This is a genomic window from Mesorhizobium sp. B3-1-7 (assembly GCF_006439385.1).
Taxonomy (GTDB): Bacteria; Pseudomonadota; Alphaproteobacteria; order Rhizobiales; family Rhizobiaceae; genus Mesorhizobium.
The window spans coordinates 101,281-119,402 of sequence record NZ_VFTL01000009.1 but is presented as its reverse complement, the minus strand read 5'-3'; the positions used below and the strand labels follow the sequence as shown (position 1 = coordinate 119,402).

Annotated in this window: 15 protein-coding genes; 5 read left to right on the top strand and 10 right to left on the bottom strand. The window is 63.9% G+C overall.

Going from position 1 to position 18,122, the window contains the following annotated elements; genetic code table 11:
• Nucleotides 1–8 precede the first annotated feature (8 nt).
• Nucleotides 9–467, top strand: coding sequence for a RidA family protein (locus FJ417_RS10165; RefSeq protein WP_140647786.1), 459 nt, complete (start codon nucleotides 9–11; stop codon nucleotides 465–467).
• A gap of 22 nt (nucleotides 468–489) precedes the next feature.
• Here the strand turns inward: FJ417_RS10165 and sufA are convergent, their stop codons facing one another.
• The 7 genes from sufA to FJ417_RS10130 form a co-directional block, all read right to left on the bottom strand.
• Nucleotides 490–870 (bottom strand): Fe-S cluster assembly scaffold SufA, encoded by a 381-nt coding sequence (gene sufA, locus FJ417_RS10160; RefSeq protein WP_140783293.1) that lies wholly within the window; start codon nucleotides 868–870, stop codon nucleotides 490–492.
• Nucleotides 871–958: 88 nt separating this feature from the next.
• On the bottom strand, nucleotides 959–1,351 hold the full coding sequence (locus FJ417_RS10155; protein WP_140647788.1) for an SUF system Fe-S cluster assembly protein: 393 nt from the start codon (nucleotides 1,349–1,351) through the stop codon (nucleotides 959–961).
• Between the two features lie 5 nt (nucleotides 1,352–1,356).
• Nucleotides 1,357–2,598, bottom strand: a complete 1,242-nt coding sequence (locus tag FJ417_RS10150; RefSeq protein ID WP_140783292.1) for a cysteine desulfurase — start codon at nucleotides 2,596–2,598, stop codon at nucleotides 1,357–1,359.
• 85 nt (nucleotides 2,599–2,683) lie between these two features.
• On the bottom strand, nucleotides 2,684–3,955 hold the full coding sequence (gene sufD, locus FJ417_RS10145) for a Fe-S cluster assembly protein SufD (protein WP_140783291.1): 1,272 nt from the start codon (nucleotides 3,953–3,955) through the stop codon (nucleotides 2,684–2,686).
• Nucleotides 3,956–3,977: 22 nt separating this feature from the next.
• Nucleotides 3,978–4,733, bottom strand: coding sequence for a Fe-S cluster assembly ATPase SufC (gene sufC / locus FJ417_RS10140; protein WP_140783290.1), 756 nt, complete (start codon nucleotides 4,731–4,733; stop codon nucleotides 3,978–3,980).
• Nucleotides 4,734–4,759: 26 nt separating this feature from the next.
• Complete coding sequence (gene sufB, locus FJ417_RS10135; protein ID WP_140783289.1) at nucleotides 4,760–6,283, bottom strand: Fe-S cluster assembly protein SufB; 1,524 nt, start codon at nucleotides 6,281–6,283, stop codon at nucleotides 4,760–4,762.
• A 239-nt stretch (nucleotides 6,284–6,522) separates the two neighbouring features.
• On the bottom strand, nucleotides 6,523–7,683 hold the full coding sequence (locus FJ417_RS10130; protein WP_140783288.1) for a cysteine desulfurase family protein: 1,161 nt from the start codon (nucleotides 7,681–7,683) through the stop codon (nucleotides 6,523–6,525).
• Nucleotides 7,684–7,950: 267 nt separating this feature from the next.
• Here FJ417_RS10130 and FJ417_RS10125 point away from each other — a divergent pair, with 267 nt between their 5' ends.
• A complete protein-coding gene (locus tag FJ417_RS10125; protein ID WP_140647795.1) occupies nucleotides 7,951–8,625 on the top strand; it encodes an alpha/beta hydrolase in 675 nt (224 codons plus the stop codon).
• A gap of 26 nt (nucleotides 8,626–8,651) precedes the next feature.
• On the opposite strand, the gene FJ417_RS10120 is transcribed toward FJ417_RS10125, so the two are convergent.
• Both FJ417_RS10120 and FJ417_RS10115 read right to left on the bottom strand, forming a co-directional pair.
• The gene (locus FJ417_RS10120) at nucleotides 8,652–9,521 is read right to left on the bottom strand and encodes a phosphatase PAP2 family protein (protein WP_181183193.1); all 870 of its coding nucleotides are present in this window, start codon (nucleotides 9,519–9,521) and stop codon (nucleotides 8,652–8,654) included.
• A gap of 47 nt (nucleotides 9,522–9,568) precedes the next feature.
• On the bottom strand, nucleotides 9,569–11,212 hold the full coding sequence (locus FJ417_RS10115) for a glycosyltransferase family 39 protein (protein WP_140783287.1): 1,644 nt from the start codon (nucleotides 11,210–11,212) through the stop codon (nucleotides 9,569–9,571).
• Nucleotides 11,213–11,436: 224 nt separating this feature from the next.
• Between FJ417_RS10115 and tyrS the strand changes: the two genes are divergently transcribed.
• A complete protein-coding gene (tyrS, locus tag FJ417_RS10110; protein ID WP_140783286.1) occupies nucleotides 11,437–12,690 on the top strand; it encodes a tyrosine--tRNA ligase in 1,254 nt (417 codons plus the stop codon).
• Nucleotides 12,691–12,701: 11 nt separating this feature from the next.
• Here tyrS and FJ417_RS10105 read toward each other — a convergent pair whose 3' ends face one another.
• Entirely contained in the window at nucleotides 12,702–16,130 is a 3,429-nt protein-coding gene (locus tag FJ417_RS10105) for a DUF3971 domain-containing protein (protein ID WP_140783285.1), read from the bottom strand.
• A 95-nt stretch (nucleotides 16,131–16,225) separates the two neighbouring features.
• Here FJ417_RS10105 and FJ417_RS10100 point away from each other — a divergent pair, with 95 nt between their 5' ends.
• Both FJ417_RS10100 and FJ417_RS10095 read left to right on the top strand, forming a co-directional pair.
• Nucleotides 16,226–16,693 carry a peroxiredoxin gene (locus FJ417_RS10100; protein ID WP_140783284.1) on the top strand — a complete coding sequence of 156 codons (468 nt, stop codon included), beginning with the start codon at nucleotides 16,226–16,228 and terminating at the stop codon, nucleotides 16,691–16,693.
• Between the two features lie 140 nt (nucleotides 16,694–16,833).
• Complete coding sequence (locus FJ417_RS10095; RefSeq protein ID WP_140783283.1) at nucleotides 16,834–18,114, top strand: M23 family metallopeptidase; 1,281 nt, start codon at nucleotides 16,834–16,836, stop codon at nucleotides 18,112–18,114.
• Nucleotides 18,115–18,122: the final 8 nt, after the last annotated feature.

Genomic DNA, 18,122 nt, shown 5'->3' with positions numbered 1-18,122 from the left:
AGGCCGAAATGAACCTCACGACGCACAAGAAATTCAAAGGCGATCGTTTGATGCCTTGGGGCAAGGGCACGGTCGTCTCGGACGCGAAGGGATATGTTTTTCTGTCCGGCAACACCGCCACCATCGACGATTACGATCCGTCGAAACACCAGGGGGGCGCCGTTGGCGACGCGGCAACGCAATGGCGCGAGATCCTCGCGAACATCAAGTCGGATCTGGAGGAGCTTGGCAGCTCGCTCGACCATCTGGTCAAGGTGACGTTCTACGTCAAAGGACCTTTCCCGTCCGGCGGCGTTCTCAGCTCACCCAACTTTCGTCTGGACGTGCTGGACGAATTCTTCGCCGAACATTGCCCGAAGCACTGCAGCTACAACAACCCGCCGCCATCGGAAGTGATCGGCGTCGCCGCCCTGGCGCAGCCGGATCTTGTTGTCGAGCTCGTCGTCATTGCGGCGCTGCCGGACTGAGCGGAACCGCCGACGGGCTTGGTCAGGCCGAGGCGCGTGCCTCGGCAAGCGCCTTGAGGTCGGCAGGCTTCAGCTCGACGGATTCGCCGCAGCCGCAGGCCGAGCTCTGGTTCGGATTCCTGAAGGTGAAGCCGGTGCGCAGCGTCGTCAGCTCGAAATCCATCTCGGTGCCAAACAGGAACAACGCCGCTTCCGGCGCGACATAGACATGCGCGCCGTCGCGTTCGATATGGTCGTCCTTGGGGTTCGGCTCGGTGACCAGGTCGACCGTGTATTCCATGCCGGCGCAGCCGCCCTTCTTGATGCCGAGCCGGATGCCATGCGCACCTTCGCGCGTGGCGGCGATCTCGCGCACCCGGTCGGCGGCCTTTTCGGTCATCGTGATGACGGCGAAGCGTCCCATATCATTCTCCACGTTCGCGCGGGTTCAAGGCCCGCGGAATGAGTCTGCCCTTAAGATGGTGAAGTTTCACCTAGCGTGCAAGTCAAGCTCAATACCACCCGACCGCGACCTGCGCCTCTTCCGACATGCGGTCGGGCGTCCATGGCGGGTCGAACGTCATGTTGACCTCGACGCCGGAGACGCCTTCGACGGCGCCGACGGCGTTCTCGACCCAGCCAGGCATCTCGCCGGCCACCGGGCAGCCCGGAGCGGTCAGTGTCATGTCGATCTTGACCGAACGATCGTCCTCGATGTCGATCTTGTAGACCAGGCCGAGCTCATAGATGTCGGCCGGGATTTCTGGGTCGTAGACCGTCTTCAGCGCCGAGACGATGTCGTCGGTCAGCCGCGCCAGCTCATCGGCGGGGATCGCCGAGGCCGAAACGATGCCGTTCGCGGCCGTTTCCGGCGCTTTTTCTGCGGTGGTGCTCACGTCGTCCATCATCGTCACCCGAAGAACTTTCGCGCCTTTTCCAGCGCCTCGGCCAAGGCGTCCACTTCGGCCCTGGTATTATACATGCCGAACGATGCCCTGCATGTGGAGGTTACGCCGAAGCGTTTCAACAGCGGCTGGGCGCAATGCGTGCCGGCACGGACGGCGACGCCTTGCCGGTCGATCACCATCGACACGTCATGCGCATGGATGCCCTGCAATTCGAACGAGATGATGGCGCCTTTGCCAGGCGCGTCGCCGAAGATGCGCAGCGAGTTGATCGCGCGCAGCCGCTCATGCGCGTAAGTCTTGAGGTCCGCCTCGTGCGCGGCGATGCGCTCGCGGCCAACCTTCTCCATGTAATCGAGCGCCGCGCCCAGACCGATCGCCTGCACGATCGGTGGGGTGCCGGCCTCGAAGCGATGCGGCGGCTCGTTATAGGTGACGATGTCCTCCGTCACTTCCTCGATCATCTCGCCGCCGCCCATGAAGGGGCGCATCTCTTCCAGCCTGTCCTTCTTGCCGTAGAGCACGCCGATTCCGGAAGGGCCGTAGACCTTGTGTCCGGTGAAGACGAAGAAATCGCAGTCGAGATCCTGCACGTCGATCGGCATGTGGACGGCGCTCTGGCTGCCGTCGACGAGGACCGGAATTCCACGCGCATGCGCGACGCGCACGATCTCCTTGATCGGCGTCACCGTGCCCAGCGCATTCGACATCTGGGTGATGGCGACGAGCTTGGTACGGTCGGTCAGCCGTCTTTCGAATTCCTCGATATGGAAGGCGCCGAGATCGTCGACCGGCACCCAGATCAGCTTGGCGCCCTGCCGCTCGCGGATGAAATGCCACGGCACGATGTTGGAGTGGTGCTCCATGATCGAAAGCACGATCTCGTCACCCTCGCCAATCCGGGGCATGCCCCAGCCATAGGCGACCGTGTTGATCGCCGAGGTGGTGTTGGAGGTGAAGACGATGTTGTCGGTGCTCGGCGCATTGAGAAACCGCTGCACCGACTTGCGCGCATTCTCATAGGCATCGGTCGCGGCATTGGAGAGGAAATGCAGACCGCGATGGACGTTGGCGTATTCCTGGGAATAGGCGTGCTGGATGGTGTCGAGCACCACCTGCGGCTTCTGCGCCGAGGCGCCATTGTCGAGATAGACCAGCGGCTTGCCGTAGACCTGGCGCGACAGGATCGGGAAATCGCGGCGGATCGCCTCGACGTCATATGGGGTGGTTTCGATCTTCTGGTCCATTTCGAAGTCCTTGTCGGCCGAAGCCGCGATCCTTCCGACCGAGCTTCGCTCGGCCACCTTCTCCCACAAGGGGAGAAGGTAGGCGCTACCCGTGCGTCAAAAACCAGCCGTCGAGCCGCGCTTCCAGCGCTTCGACCAGCGCCTCGTCGTCCAGTTCCTCGATCACTTCGGCCACGAATGCCTTCACCAGAAGGCCCCGCGCCGACTTCTCGTCGATGCCGCGAGCCATCAGGTAGAACAGGTGGTTGTGGTCGATCTCGGTGACCGTCGCGCCATGGCCGCAGACGACGTCGTCGGCGAAGATCTCCAGCTCCGGCTTGGTCGAGAACTCGCCGTCGTCCGACAGAAGCAGCGTGTTGCAGGCCATCTTGGCGTTGGTCTTCTGCGCGTATTGATGCACATTGATGCGGCCCTGGAAGACGCCGCGCGCCTTGCCGGTCACGACATTGCGGATCACTTCCGTCGAGGTCGTGTGCGGCACGGCGTGGTCGAGCACCATGGTGGTGTCGGTATGGGTGTCGCCGGCCAGAAGGTTGATGCCGCGCAATTTGAAGTCCGCGCCTTCGCCCGTCGTCCTGACCACGATCTCCTGGCGAACGAGCTTGCCGCCGGCGTTCATCACGAACAGCGTCAGCTTGGCATCCTTGCCGATATGCGCCTTGAACTGGGCGAGATGCGTGGCCGTATCGGGCTGCTCCTGCACGATCAACCAGGTCACTTCCGCGCCGTCGCCGACCACGAGCTGGCTGACCGAAGAGACGAGCGCCTCGTCGCCCTCGCCCGTCTGGCGCTCGACGACAATCGCCTTGGCGCCGGCGCCGACACGCGCCAAGAGCCGCACATGCGACTGGCCGCCGGCCTGCAGGTTCTGCAATTCGACCGGCTTCTCCAGTTCCACACCGTCGGCGATATCGACGAATAAGCCGTCGGCGACGAAAGCGGTGTTGAGCGCACCGATGGCGTCGTCGCTGCCGTAGGGGTCCAGTCCCGGAGCCACGCTGCCGTCGGTCAGTTTCTCCGACAGGCGCTGCACCGCGACGCCTTCGATCTCCTGCAGCTTCGATTGCGAGACGCCGTTCAGCACCGGCAGCACCGCCGAGCCTTCAAGGATCGGCGCCAGCGCCTTGACGACGGCGTCGGTCTCGAACGCCGGCACCGAAGTGAGCAGCCGGCGCAGGTCCGTATAATGCCAGGATTCGACGCGGCGCGTCGGCAGGCCGTGCTTGATCGCCTCGATCGCGTCGTCGCGCTTGACCATCACCGCGCCGTCGCCGGGCAGCAGCGACAGCCGCTCGCCGAAGGCATCGATCAGCGCCGTCTCGGCCAATGTCCTTTGGGGCTGTGCATGCATGTTCATGGCTCTTGCCTCGACTGCCATCTCACGCCGCTTCGCCGATCACGCCGGCATAGCCGTTGGCCTCGAGATCGAGCGCCAGCGACTTGTCGCCCGACTTGATGACCTGGCCCTTGTAGAGCACGTGCACGGAGTCCGGCACGATGTGCTCGAGCAGGCGCTGGTAGTGGGTGATGACGACGATGGCCCGGTCCGGCGAACGCAGCGCGTTGACGCCGTCCGAGACGATCTTCAGCGCATCGATGTCGAGGCCGGAATCGGTCTCGTCGAGCACGCAAAGCTTCGGCTCGAGCAGCTTCATCTGCAGGATCTCGGCGCGCTTCTTCTCGCCGCCGGAGAAGCCGACATTGAGCGGCCGCTTCAGCATCGCCATATCCATGTTGAGCGAGGCTGCGGCATCTTTTACGCGCTTTAAAAATTCGGGGATTTTCAGCGGCTCCTCGCCGCGCGCCTTGCGCTGCTCGTTCATCGCCACCTTCAGGAATTCCATGGTCGCGACGCCCGGTATCTCCATCGGATACTGGAAGGCGAGGAAGATGCCGGCCGTGGCGCGCTCGGCCGGATCCATTTCGAGGATCGACTGGCCGTTATAGAGGATGTCGCCTTCGGTGACCTCATAATCCTCGCGGCCGGCGAGGATGTAGGACAGCGTCGACTTGCCCGAGCCGTTCGGACCCATGATGGCGGCGACCTCGCCGGCTTTTACCGAGAGATTCAGGCCGCGGATGATCTCGGTGCCGTCGTCGACGATGCGGGCATGCAAATTCTTGATCTCAAGCATAATTTCTTCCTGAATGTCTTTTGCGGTCAGCCGACCGAACCCTCAAGGCTGATGCCGATCAGCTTCTGCGCCTCGACGGCAAACTCCATCGGCAGCTGCTGGATGACGTCCTTGACGAAGCCGTTGACGATCAGTGCGATCGCCTCTTCCTCGGGGATACCGCGCTGCATGACATAGAACTTCTGGTCCTCGGAGATTTTCGACGTCGTCGCCTCGTGCTCGAACTGCGCCGTCGAATTCTTGGCTTCCATGTAAGGCACGGTGTGCGCGCCGCACTGGTCGCCGATCAGGAGCGAATCGCAATTGGTGAAATTGCGCGCATTGGCCGCCTTGCGATGCGCCGAGACCTGGCCGCGATAGGTGTTTTGCGAGAAGCCGGCGGCGATGCCCTTGGAGATGATGCGGCTCGACGTGTTCTTGCCGAGATGGATCATCTTGGTGCCGCTATCGACCTGCTGATAACCGTTCGACACCGCGATCGAATAGAACTCGCCGGAGGAATCGTCGCCGCGCAGGATGCAGCTCGGATATTTCCAGGTGATCGCCGAACCGGTCTCGACTTGCGTCCACGAGATCTTCGAGCGATCGCCGCGGCAGTCGCCGCGCTTGGTGACGAAATTGTAGATGCCGCCCTTGCCCTCGGCGTCGCCGGGGTACCAGTTCTGCACAGTCGAATACTTGATCTCGGCATCGTCGAGCGCGATCAGCTCGACCACCGCCGCGTGCAGCTGGTTCTCGTCGCGCTGCGGCGCCGTGCAGCCTTCGAGATAGGAGACGTAAGCCCCCTCCTCGGCGATGATCAGCGTACGCTCGAACTGGCCTGTGTTCTTCTCGTTGATGCGGAAATAGGTCGACAACTCCATCGGGCAGCGAACGCCCTTGGGCACGAAGACGAACGAGCCGTCGGTGAATACGGCCGAATTCAGCGTCGCGTAGAAATTGTCCGAGGTCGGCACGACCGAGCCCAGATATTTCTTCACCAGTTCCGGATGCTCGCGGATCGCTTCCGAGATCGAGCAGAAGATGACGCCGGCCTGCGCCAGCTCCTTCTTGAAGGTGGTGACAACGGAAACGGAATCGAACACGGCGTCGACCGCGACGCGGCCGGACTTGTAGACGTTGTCGCCAACCTCGTCTTCTTCCGCGTCGACAGCTGCGGTCTTCTGCACGCCGGCCAGGATCTCCTGCTCCTTGAGCGGGATGCCGAGCTTCTCGTAGACCTTGAGGAGTTCAGGGTCGACTTCGCTCAGCGACTTCGGTCCCGGCGTGCTCTTCGGCGCGGCGTAGTAGTGGATGTCCTGGAAGTTGATCTTCGGATAGTGGACGCGCGCCCAGGTTGGCTCTTCCAGCGTCAGCCAGCGACGATAGGCTCCCAGACGCCATTCGAGCATCCAGTCCGGCTCGTCCTTCTTGGCCGAGATGAAGCGAATGATGTCTTCGCTCAGGCCCTTGGGGGCCTTGTCCATCTCGATCTCTGTCTGGAATCCGTATTTATACTGGTCGACGTCGATCTTTCGAACCCGATCGATCGTCTCCTGCACAGCAGGCATAAGCGTTCTCCATCCACGCCGGGGTCAAGGCCCGGCAGTTTTCAAACTATGGCACCGCCGAAATCGCGTCCCAGGGAGGGACTCGCAGCGGAGTAAGTTCCATATAGTGCGTATCGGCCGGAAATTCACCCGGCCAGGACAAAACGCACGGCTCTACCAGGCCCTAAAGCCTGAATTCTTGTTCGGGCAGCGGAAATCCGAGGCCGCAAGGCGTTTCTCGTTCCGATGCTCCGCCATTCTCAGGCGGCTTCTTCCTTGCCCGCGCGGCGGGCGACGATGCCGGCCAGTGCTGTCCGGAAGGCCTCGATATCCTCGGCGCCGGTCGCCCGACCGATCGAGACCCGCAACGCGCCCAGGCTGTCGCCATGGCCCATCGCCTTCAGCACATGGCTTGGCCCGACTTTTCCCGACGAGCAGGCCGAACCCGCCGACAGCGCGACGCCGGCAAGATCGAAAGCGATCTGCGCCGTCTCGGCCTTGACGCCGGGAATAGCGAAGAATGTCGTGTTGGCAAGCCTGGGAGCGCCATTTCCGAAGATTTCCGCGTCCGGCGCCAGTTCGGTCACGATGGCTTCAATCTCATCGCGGCGCCGCGAAACGGCATCGACATCGTCCAGGCCTGCAAGGGCAACCCGCGCGACTGCGCCGAAACCGACGATCCCGGCGACGTTTTCCGTGCCGGCGCGATGGCCCTTCTCCTGGCCGCCGCCATTGACCAGCGGCCGCGGCATCATCAAATCGGACGCGGCAACGATCGCGCCGACGCCCTTGGGCCCACCGATCTTGTGCGACGACAGGATCAGGTAGTCGGCATAAGGGGCTGACATATCGAGCGGAATCCGCCCGCCTGCCTGCACGGCGTCGATAACCAGCACGCCGCCGGCGGCCTTGACGGTTTCGCCGATGCGCCCGACCGGCTGGACGACGCCGGTCTCGTTGTTGGCGGCGTGGATCGCCACCAGCGGCAGCCCGGCGGCCTTGTCATGCGCGGCAAGCGCAGCAGAAAGCGCCTCGATATCGGCAATGCCGTTCCGGTCGACGCCGATCTTCGTCACTTGCACCGGCGAAAACCGCCCGCCATTCAGGATGCAGGGATGGTCGGCCGCGGAGACATAGAGGTGGCTCATGCGCACCGAGCCGCGCCCCATCTGCCAGTCGGGCCCAAGCAGCGTCGAGGCGGCCTCGGTGGCGCCGGAGGTGAAGACGACGTGCTCTGGCCTGGCGCCGACCAGCCGCGCCACGTCGCGGCGCGCATCCTCGACCAGCCGGCGCGAGGCGCGGCCTTCGGTGTGGACGGATGACGGGTTGGCGGCGTCGAGCGCGGCGACCATCGCCGCCCGCGCTTCCGCAATGAGCGGCGCGCTGGCGTTGTAGTCGAGATAGGCGCGGGTTGCGGCCATTTTCGCTCAGTTCGTCCTTTCGCCAACTATCCCACGAGGATAGCGCGTTATTTCCTTGAAATTGCAAGGCAAGCCGTCCTATTTACCCGGCTTGCGGCGCGGGCGGCCGAACCATCGGGTTTCGGCCTCCCAGTTTTGAACAATTCTAAACTAGCTTCTAGGAAGACGCTTGCCCGGCGTCAAGGCCACAGAAGGTGTGGGACCCCGGGAGAGTTGGGGCCAGAAGAGTTCCGGGCTAGCGCATTCATATGCCACGTGGAGTATTTTATGCCTGAGGTCATTTTCGCCGGTCCGGCCGGTCGCCTGGAGGGACGCTATCAGCCCTCGAAGGAAAAGAGCGCCCCGATCGCCATCGTGCTTCACCCCCACCCGCAATTCGGCGGCACGATGAACAACAAGATCGTCTACGACCTCTTCTACATGTTCCAGAAGCGCGATTTCACCACGTTGCGCTTCAATTTCCGCGGCATCGGCCGCAGCCAGGGCGAGTTCGACCACGGCACCGGCGAATTGTCGGACGCCGCCGCAGCCCTCGACTGGGTGCAGTCGCTGCATCCGGATTCCAAGAGCTGCTGGGTCGCTGGCTATTCGTTCGGCTCGTGGATCGGCATGCAGCTTTTGATGCGCCGGCCGGAGATCGAAGGTTTCATCTCGGTCGCGCCGCAGCCCAACACTTATGATTTCTCGTTCCTGGCTCCCTGCCCGTCGTCCGGCCTCATCATCCATGGCGATGCCGACAAGGTGGCGCCGCCGAAGGACGTGCAGGGGCTGGTCGACAAGTTGCACACCCAGAAGGGTATCACCATCACGCAGAAGACGATTCCTGGCGCCAACCACTTCTTCGCCAACGATTCCGAACTGCTCATCCACGAATGTGCCGACTATCTCGACCGACGACTGGCGGGCGAGCTGGCCGATCCGAGGCCGAAGCGCCTGCGCTAACCGCGCTGGCTGCCCAATCCGGGCGCCTAATGGGTCTGAGTTTGGTCGACGCTTATCTGGCCGTCCTCAGCCGGGCCGGCCATCGAAACCCTGCCTCTTGGCGCGTTGGACGGCTTCAGCCGGAATGTCCGCTTGCGCACCGGCAGCTTCGAGCTTGTCTGGCCGAAGATGAAACCGAGCCGGGCGAACACCAGCCCCGAGACCACCGCAAACGCCAGCCCCAGACCGAAACCCGCAACCGTGTCGCTTGGATAATGCGCGCCGACGAAGACGCGGGTCGACGAGATGCAGGCCGTGACCGCCAGCGCGATAGTCCAGCGCCGCGGGAACAGCAGCAACAGGATACCGAACACCGCGCCCATCATCGTGGCATGGCCGGACGGAAAGCCGGCAAAGCGCGCGTCCATGGCGAAGGGATGCAGCGACAGCACGCCGAAACTGTCGAAGTATAGCGGCCGGGCCCGGCCGATGCCGTATTTCAGCACGTTGACGGCAAGGCCGGACAGGCCGACTGCGCAAAGCACCAGGAAGGCGAAACAGGTCCAGTTATAGACAAGCATCCGCCCGTCCCTGGACAGGCGACGCCAGTCCGTCAGGTTGGCGGCGACGAGGCAGAGCGCTGCCGGAATGAGATACCAGCCGCCCAGGCCGAATTGCGTGAAGAAATCGGTGAAGCGCACGAAGCCGGGCGACCATTCGCCGCGCATCTCGCCGGCGTTGGCGTCAAGGCGCAGGAAAGCCGCCACGATGAGCAGCAGCCAGGCCAGCAGCCAGACACCCCACAAAATTCGCGGATAACGCGCCGGGCGCACGGCAAAGCGCCGCCTCACGATCGACATCGTGTCGCGGAAATTGCCGAGCGAGCGGCGGTAAAGGGCAAGGGGCGCGGCGGACATGGCTTTAGCGCGTGCTCATAGGGACATTCGATATCCGACGCTATTGTTCACGGCGCCACCCGATAAAGCCCGAGCGACAGTCTGTCTCCTGACGAATAGTTGATGCCGACGATCTCGGTCAGCCGCTTCGCCGACTTGCCCTGGGCGGTCAGCACATCGGCAAGCTTCTGCTCGTCCTTGATCGGCGCCAGCCCAAGCGCGCAGGCCGGATCGGCCAGCAGATGCCGCGCCACCCCCTCGACGTCGGTCAGCACGGTCTTGGTGCCGACCAGGAAGACCAGGCTCGGCTCCTGGAACTTCGCCGAGGCAAGCACGGTGGTGTCGCAAAGGCGGTTGGCGTCGACGGCGGCCTTGACGGCGGGGCTGAGCCAGATCGGTTTCAGCGACGGCGCAATGACGCCGAACAGCAGGCTGAAGGTGATGCCGGCGCCGACCGCGATCGCGGCGATGCGGCCAAGCGGCACCTGCAATTGCCGCGGGAAGGCAAGATAGCCGGTGACCAGAGCGGCGATCGCCGCCGGAATGCTCCACCAGGAAAAGGTCTTGGCAAGATAAAGCGGCGCGCCGACGCAGACCACGGCCAAACCGATCGCGACAACGGCAAGGCCAAAGGCGGTCGCCCACCAAAGCCATGTCTGCCAGCGCTTGAGCGGCGCGTTGGCTTGGTCCGCCGGCAAGGTGAGCAGCCAGCCGATCAAAAGCGCCATGCCTGGATAGGCCGGCATCACATAGTGCGGCAGCTTGGTCGGGATCGCCTCGAACACCAGCCAGAACGGAATGTACCAGGCGAGGCAGAAGCGCAGGCGCGGATCGTCCCAAAAACGGTTGATGGCCTGCAGCCCGGCGCCGACTGCGATCAGCCCGAAGGGCCACATGAACAGCGAATAGGTCAGCATGTAGAAGCCGGGCGGCAGGCCGTGCGATTCCTCGCCCTGCGCCACCTTGTTTAGCATGTCCTTGCCGACCGCTTCCTGGAAGAAGGCACCGCCGCTCTTCCAGCTGATGAGGACGATCCATGGCAGCACGATCACGAGCACGATCAGGACGCCGCGCACCAGCTTCATCTTGAGCAGCCAGCGCCAGTCGCGGTCGAAGGCAATGAGCGCCGCGGCCGTGAGCAGGGACAAGAGCGGCGAGACGGGTCCCTTGATGAGGATGCCCAACCCCTGCGCGATCCAGAAGATCCAGGGCAGATGCCCGGGTACCGGCTCGTTGCGCTTTGCCGCCCAATAGACCTGTGCCAGCGCGCCTTGCGCCGCCACGCAGCAGGCAAGCAGCATCGCGTCGGTCTTGGCGTCGCGCCCCTCGAAGGCGGTGGCGAAGATCGCCGCCATCATCAGGCCGGCGGCCAGCCCGGCATTGGCGCCGAAGAGTTTTGTCCCGGTCCAACCGACGCCGACGACGGCCAGCGCGATGCCCAGCATCGAGACCAGGCGATAGACCCAGATCGGCGCCGCGGCCCCCTCGCCGCTCAATGCGACCGCCGCCGACTGCAGCCAGTAGATGCCGATCGGCTTTTTGTAGCGCGTGACATCCTGCAGGCGGATATCGACATAGTCGCCCGTCTCGACCATCTGCTTGGTCGCCTGGACGAACCGGGATTCATCGCGGTCCACCGGTGGCAGGCTGGCCAGCCCACTGACGGTCATGACGATGCTGAACAGAAAGAGGAAGAGGTAGTTCCTGTTCATCGCGGGAGCTTTTCCGATCTGAAACTGCGGGATGGCCCCGTCGCGGCGCGCTTGTCTTTGCGCGGCGTTTCATTACGCCAGCAAAAAGGGTGAAGCAAGGACGGCGCCGCCGCGCTCGATTGGACGCAAAACCGGATTCCACTTTTGCTGTCCGTGGTTGGATGCTAAACGCGCGCCTTCATATCAAGCATGGCCAAGCGCCCGGCGATCTCCAGGAAGAAAAAATGTCCGCCTTCAAATCCGATTTCCTGCGCATCATGAGCGAGCGCGGCTTCATCCACCAGATTTCGGATGAATCCGCCCTCGACCAGCTTTTCGCCAAGGAAACGGTGAGCGCCTATATCGGCTTCGACGCCACCGCCAAAAGCCTGCATGCCGGGTCGCTGATCCAGATCATGATGCTGCACTGGCTGCAGCAGACTGGCCACCGGCCGATCGCGCTGATGGGCGGCGGCACCTCGATGATCGGCGACCCGTCCTTCAAGGACGAGGCGCGCAAGCTTTTGACCCCGCAGGACATCGATGACAACCTCGTCGGCATCCGTCGCAATTTCGCGCCTTACCTGAAGTTCGGCAACGGCCCGGGCGACGCGGTCATGGTCAACAATGCCGACTGGCTGATGCAGATCAACTACGTCAACTTCCTGCGCGATGTCGGCCGACATTTTTCCGTCAACCGCATGCTCGCCTTCGATAGCGTAAAACTCAGGCTCGACCGCGAGCAGTCGCTGTCCTTCCTCGAATTCAACTACATGATCCTGCAGGCCTACGACTTCGTCGAGCTCTACAAGCGCGTCGGCTGCCGGCTGCAGATGGGCGGCTCGGACCAGTGGGGCAACATCGTCAACGGCATCGATCTCGGCCACCGGATGGAGGGTGTGCAACTCTTCGCAATGACCACCCCGCTGCTCACCACCTCGTCCGGCGCCAAGATGGGCAAGTCGGCTTCCGGTGCGATCTGGCTCGATGGCGACATGCTGAGCCCCTACGAGTTCTGGCAGTACTGGCGCAACACCGAGGACGCCGATGTCGGGCGCTTCCTGAAGCTCTACACCACGCTGCCCCTGGACGAGGTGGCGCGGCTGGCGAAGCTCGGCGGCTCGGAGATCAACGAGGCGAAGAAAATCCTCGCCACCGAGATCACCGCCATGCTGCGCGGCCGCGACGCGGCCGAGACCGCGAGCGAGACGGCGCGCAAGACCTTCGAGGAAGGCGCGCTCGCCGACACGCTGCCCAGCGTCGAGGTAGCCAAATCGGACCTCGAAGCCGGGATTGGCATCCTGGCGCTGTTCGTGAGCGCCGGGCTGGCCGGCTCGAACGGCGAAGCGCGCAGGCATATCCAGGGCGGCGCCGTGCGCATCAACGACCAGGTCCTGACCGACGACCGGCACGTCGTCACGCTTCAGGATCTCGGTCCGGAAGGTGTCGTGAAGCTTTCGCTCGGCAAGAAGAAGCACGTGCTGGTGCGGCCGGTCTGACCGGCCGCACCTTACTGCGCATTTTGGGATGGCTGTTGTTGCCTGTACTCGAAGATCGAGCGGAATATGCCTGGCGCCACCACCGATAGCGGGTTGATGTTGAGGGTCGGCTTGTTGGCATTGCCGCGCAGCCGGTAGGTGACGCCGATCAGGCCGCGGTCGCGCCCGTTGCCGAGCAATGGCCCGAACAGCGGCAATTCGCCGAAGATGCGGTTGAGGCCATAGACCGGCATGAAGGTGCCGGTCATGTCCATGTTGTTGTTCGGGTCGTAGAGCGTGCCCTGGAAGGTCGTGCCGATGCGCGGGCCGCGCAGCAGGCCGTTCGCCAGTTTCAGATAGCCGGAACCCTTGTCGATCTCGGCAAAGCCGCGCTCGAACTGCACCCTCGATGTATCGATGTTGCCTTTGACGGCTTCGTTCAGGCTGCGTGTATCGCCGGCCGGCGTTGTCGACACGATCGAAGCCAGCTTGGGTTCGTTGACCACATAGAAATTGCTGGCATCCACCTGCCCCTTCATCGGACCGTCGCCGGCGCCCGAGAGCGACAGCGTGATCGCGCCGCCTTCCATATGCTCGTAAACGTTGAGGAAACGCAGGATCGCGCCGGCATCGGCCGACTTGACCCTAAGCGAGCGGCCGCCCTCGCTGGTGGTGTTGTTGATCGCGATTGCGGCGCCGGAGCTTGCCGCGGCCGTGACGTTGAGCCCGTTCACGCGCGAGCCGGCGGCGCTGTATTCGAGCTTGAGGTTGGAGAGCACTTCGTCATGGAAACCGGTCAGCGATGCCACATCGGCGCTCACCGAGATCGCACCGTTGCCGGCGCCCTTCGTGGCGGTATCGACATCCGAGGTGAACTGCTTGATCAGCGAGCGGGCGTCGAGCGACGCGCCGCTGACATCGACAGCGTAGCTCTTGCCGGAACGCTTGACCGAAACGGCAACGTCGTCGCCTCTGTTCAACGCGACTTTGCTGAAGCGGGCCGCGGACAGCGAGCCGTTGACCAGCGTCACATTGCCGTCGATCGAGAAGCTTTTTCCGCCGAGATCGAAATCCGTCAATGTGGTGGTGCTGCCGGACTTCGCCATGTCGAAAGCGACCTTGGCGGGAATGCCGGCGCCCTTGCTCCAGCCTGCCCAGGGAATGTCGAGCCTGGCGTTGGTCAGGTCCGCCGAAACCTGCTGGGCGCCCTCGCCGCTCTTGTCGATCGCCACCTTGATGGTTCCCGAAAGCAGGTCCGACAGGCCGGGCATGCTGGCGTTGCGCGTCTTGTCGTCGAGGACCAGTGTAACCTTGCGTCTTCGCGCCGGCCCGTCGTCGGCAAGCGGCTCGATCAGATCGAGTTCGGCCGGAATGCCGTTGAGCTTGGCCTCGGCGGAAATCACCGCCTGCTTTGGCCCGACGGTGATTGAGCCATCGGCCTCGGTCACCGTCTGATCCTCGAACGGCTTCGCCAGCGACAGGTTTTGATAGTAGAGCGAAACCAGCCAATCGAGCGTCGAGGTGTCCATGCCCCTAGTCAGGGGAATGTCCGCCCTGACGTGGCCGGTGAGGGTGCCGGACAGGTCTTCCGGCGCCAGTCCGACATGGCGCATGGCGTTGATCGGCTCGTAGGAGGCGAGCTCGGCGATCGCCGGCGCCTCACCCGCGACGTCGATGTCGAGCTTGCCGACCACAATCGGCAGGTTCGCGTTCTTGATCGTCAACGTGCCGCCGCTTGCCGCCACGGTGCGGCCGCTCGGCATATAGACGCTGCCCGAGGAGAGCGTGATGTCGACATCGTTGCCGTGGAACGCAACGACGCCGGCGGCGTCGCGGACCGGCGGAATGCGCCCGGCGGTATCGAAGCGCGATCCCTCGATCTGGAAACGGCCGAACACTTCGTCGCCGGTAAGCGGCACGCCGTTGCCCAGGCGCCCCGGCACGACCTGGAACTGCAGATTGGCGTCGGTCACCGTGCCGCCGAACAGATTCCCCAACACCCAAAGCCGCGCATTGCGGGCCGAGAACCACGGCCATAATTGCTTGACATGCGAGACCGGCATGTCGTGCACGTTGAGCGACAGCGATACGCCTGGCGGGCCGTTGTCGATGAAGGCGACAGTGGCCGCGCCCAGCACCTCGCCCGATCCGCCGGAGCGCACGCCGATCTGCTCGGCGACGAGCTTGCGGCTCTTTGGCTGGTAGACTCCGGCGATACGGGCCAGGAACTGAAGCGCCGGTTCCGGCGATTCCGAAGGCGCCAGCGTCGAACCGTCGCTGGTGAGGTCATAGCGGTAGGCGGGCTCCTCCCCCGCCACTGCCGGCTTCGGCCCGATCGATCCGGCGAGGTCGAAGCTGGAGCGGCCGCTCCTGATCCGCAGCCGGTCGACCGAGATCTTGTTCGAACCGGCCACCAGCGTGGCATCGGCATCGACATCGGTCGGCAACAGCCCGCGTTCGTCCAGGTCGAGCACCGAACCGTCGAGCGAGAGCGAAGCCGCCAGGCGCGATGGGCTGTCGCCCGACGCTTCCGAGCCGGAAAGCTTCAACGCGATCGAACCCAGTCTGGCGCCATCGGCCGCCGGGGCGACCTCGGTCGAACTGCCCTCGGCGGGGGCGCCTTCTATCTCGAGGTTGGCGTCCAGCGACGAAATGCTCCTTGCCGTCGCATCACGCGTCGCCGAGGCGGTCAAGGTCGCGCGCCGGCCATCGACAACGGCATCATAGGAGGCCTGCATGCTTCCCGTACCGGTCTGAGCGACGGTCGCCGAGGCGACGGTCACGCGCTTGACCGGCCCGGTGTCCGGCAGTTCGAACTCGACATTGCGCAGATCGATCTGGCGCATGGAGTCCTCGCGCACCGCATCCAGCGCGTCATTGACGCCTGAAAACACCGCCGCCGACACTTTCTCCGGGTCGACAAGGCCGTCCTCGTTGCGCAGCGCCGCCGTCCAGTCGCCGCCGCCGGAGGGCATGGCGGCCACCACGATGCGGGCGTCGGAAAATCTGGCGCTGGTCAGCCTGACATCGCCGGAAAGCAGCGGCAGCAGGCGCATGCCGAAACGCACGCGCCCGATATCGGCCATCGGCTTGCCGTCGGCCGTCTTCAGGCTGACATCGTTCACCTGCAGGGCGACGAAGCTCGACCCGTCGAGCGTCAGCCGCGCCGCGCCGACGGTGACGTGGACATCGACGCCGGCCAGCTTCTCGATGGCGGTCTCCGCCTCGGTCCGGAGGCGCTCCGTGCCGATACCGGAGGCGCCGAGGACATAGACGCCCGCCGCCGCCAGAAGCACGAGCGCGCAAAGTCCGGCAAACATCCGGCCGAGGGTGCGGAAACGCCGCCGCACCGCTGCCCGGCCGAGCGGCGGCACGCTGCACGCGGACGGAAGCCTCGCCAGGTCGGTGATCTCGTCACGCCTGAACCTGATCTTCTCGTGCTGCGGTTCTTCCTGATCCAAGCAATATTCCGTTGTGACGAACTCGTCGTGGACGAATCCCCGCTTCACGTTATATCGATGATTTCCCGCGCGTAACCGCAAACAAGGGCATCGATATGGCTGATCTCGACGTGGGCGACGCAGCACCCCAATTCGATCTTCCGCGTGACGGCGGCGGCTCTTTCAGCCTCGCCGCGCTCCGGGGTAAGCCGGTTGTACTCTACTTCTATCCGCAGGACGACACCACAGGTTGCACCGCCGAGGCTATCAGCTTCTCGCAGTTGAAGCCGGAGTTCGAGAAGGCTGGCGCCGTGGTGATCGGGCTGTCTCCCGATAGCGTGAAGAAACACGACAAATTCAAGGCGAAGTACGATCTCACCATCGATCTCATCGCCGACGAGGAGCGCAAAGTGATCGAGGCCTATCAGTTGTGGGTCGAGAAGACGATGTACGGGCGCAAATATATGGGTGTCGAGCGCGCCACCTTCCTGATCGGCAAGGATGGGCGGATCGCCCGCGTCTGGCGCAAGGTTCGCGTCAAAGGCCACGCCGAAGAGGTGCTTGAGGCCGCCCGCGCGCTCTGAGCCGCCGACACGTCTTATCACAACCTCGCACTCGCGATGCGGGCAAAGATTGCGCCGAGATCCCGGCCGGCAAAACTTTGTTAACCCTAATAATGTGTAATCAGGCTTGTCGTTGGTCCCGTAACGAAAGCTTGGTCCCCGTGAAACCAACCCGTCAGTCAGCTGTCTTCGGCAGGCGTAAGGAACCGCACACGGTCATCATCGCCCGGGGCAACGAGATAAGGCATTTCACCATCCGCCCCTGGCTCGCCGCGTTCATCGGCTCGGCCCTGGCGGCGATCGCCATCGGCTATTTGCTCGCGACTTCCTATCTGGTGCTGCGCGACGACCTGATCGGCGCCACGACGGCAAGACAGGCGCGCATGCAGCAGGCCTATGAGGACCGCATCTCGGCCCTTCGCGCCCAGGTCGACCGCATCACCAGCCGCCAGCTTCTCGATCAGCAGCTGATGGAGACCAAGGTCAGCGAGTTGCTGGCCAGGCAGACCCAGCTCAGCGAGCGGCACGGACGGCTTGGGCCGATCCTCGAGCGCGCCGAGAACGAGGTCGGCGACGTTCCCGCGACGAGCGCAGCGGCGCCTAAGCCGGACGCAAATCCAGAGGTCACCGGCAGCCTTTCGCAGGCGCCGACCTATTCCGTCGCATCCTTGAGCGCCGGCGACACCAGGCCCTTCTCGCTCTGGTCGACAAGATCCGACCCGCTTGACAGCGAAACGGCCGCCGACCGCGCCGACAAGCTGTTCGTCTCGATCAATACTTCGCTGAAGGCCATCGAGAACCAGCAGCTTTCGCGCATCACCACGCTTGCCGACAACGCCTACAAGAATGCCGACGCCATCGCCCAGGCGCTGGAAGCGGCGGGCCTGCCGGTCGACAGCGAGTTCGGCAAGAGCGACGTCGGCGGCCCACTGGTTCCGATTGATCCCTCGATGGTTTTCGACAGCAAGGTCAAGGAACTGGACGAGGCACTCGATGCGCTCGACGGGGTCAAGAAGGAGGCGCGCAAGCTGCCGCTCGCCAACCCCGCTCCGGGCCATACGGTGACCAGCCCGTTCGGTGTGCGCACCGACCCGATCCTCGGCACCGCCGCCTTGCATACGGGAATGGATTTCAGGGCGCCGATCGGCATGCCGGCCAAGGTCACGGCCGCCGGCACCGTCACCAGGGCCGGCTGGGCCGGCGGCTACGGCCGCATGGTCGAGGTCGACCACGGCAACGGCTTTGCCACACGTTACGGGCATTTGAGCGAGATCGATGTGAGTATCGGCCAGAAACTCGCCGCCGGGGAGGTCATCGGCAAGACCGGCAGCAGCGGCCGTTCGACCGGGCCGCACCTCCACTACGAAGTGCGTCACGACGGCGAGGCGGTCGACCCGCTGCGCTTCCTGACTGTCGGCAAGAAGGTCGCGCAGTACCTCTAACAGATTGG

Excerpts from the sequence above, each read along its gene's own strand:
- FJ417_RS10165 (WP_140647786.1), top strand. The coding sequence starts at position 9 with ATGAACCTCACGACGCACAAGAAATTCAAAGGCGATCGTTTGATGCCT.
- sufA (WP_140783293.1), bottom strand. The coding sequence starts at position 870 with ATGGGACGCTTCGCCGTCATCACGATGACCGAAAAGGCCGCCGACCGG.
- FJ417_RS10155 (WP_140647788.1), bottom strand. The coding sequence starts at position 1,351 with ATGGACGACGTGAGCACCACCGCAGAAAAAGCGCCGGAAACGGCCGCG.
- FJ417_RS10150 (WP_140783292.1), bottom strand. The coding sequence starts at position 2,598 with ATGGACCAGAAGATCGAAACCACCCCATATGACGTCGAGGCGATCCGC.
- sufD (WP_140783291.1), bottom strand. The coding sequence starts at position 3,955 with ATGAACATGCATGCACAGCCCCAAAGGACATTGGCCGAGACGGCGCTG.
- sufC (WP_140783290.1), bottom strand. The coding sequence starts at position 4,733 with ATGCTTGAGATCAAGAATTTGCATGCCCGCATCGTCGACGACGGCACC.
- sufB (WP_140783289.1), bottom strand. The coding sequence starts at position 6,283 with ATGCCTGCTGTGCAGGAGACGATCGATCGGGTTCGAAAGATCGACGTC.
- FJ417_RS10130 (WP_140783288.1), bottom strand. The coding sequence starts at position 7,683 with ATGGCCGCAACCCGCGCCTATCTCGACTACAACGCCAGCGCGCCGCTC.
- FJ417_RS10125 (WP_140647795.1), top strand. The coding sequence starts at position 7,951 with ATGCCTGAGGTCATTTTCGCCGGTCCGGCCGGTCGCCTGGAGGGACGC.
- FJ417_RS10120 (WP_181183193.1), bottom strand. The coding sequence starts at position 9,521 with ATGTCCGCCGCGCCCCTTGCCCTTTACCGCCGCTCGCTCGGCAATTTC.
- FJ417_RS10115 (WP_140783287.1), bottom strand. The coding sequence starts at position 11,212 with ATGAACAGGAACTACCTCTTCCTCTTTCTGTTCAGCATCGTCATGACC.
- tyrS (WP_140783286.1), top strand. The coding sequence starts at position 11,437 with ATGTCCGCCTTCAAATCCGATTTCCTGCGCATCATGAGCGAGCGCGGC.
- FJ417_RS10100 (WP_140783284.1), top strand. The coding sequence starts at position 16,226 with ATGGCTGATCTCGACGTGGGCGACGCAGCACCCCAATTCGATCTTCCG.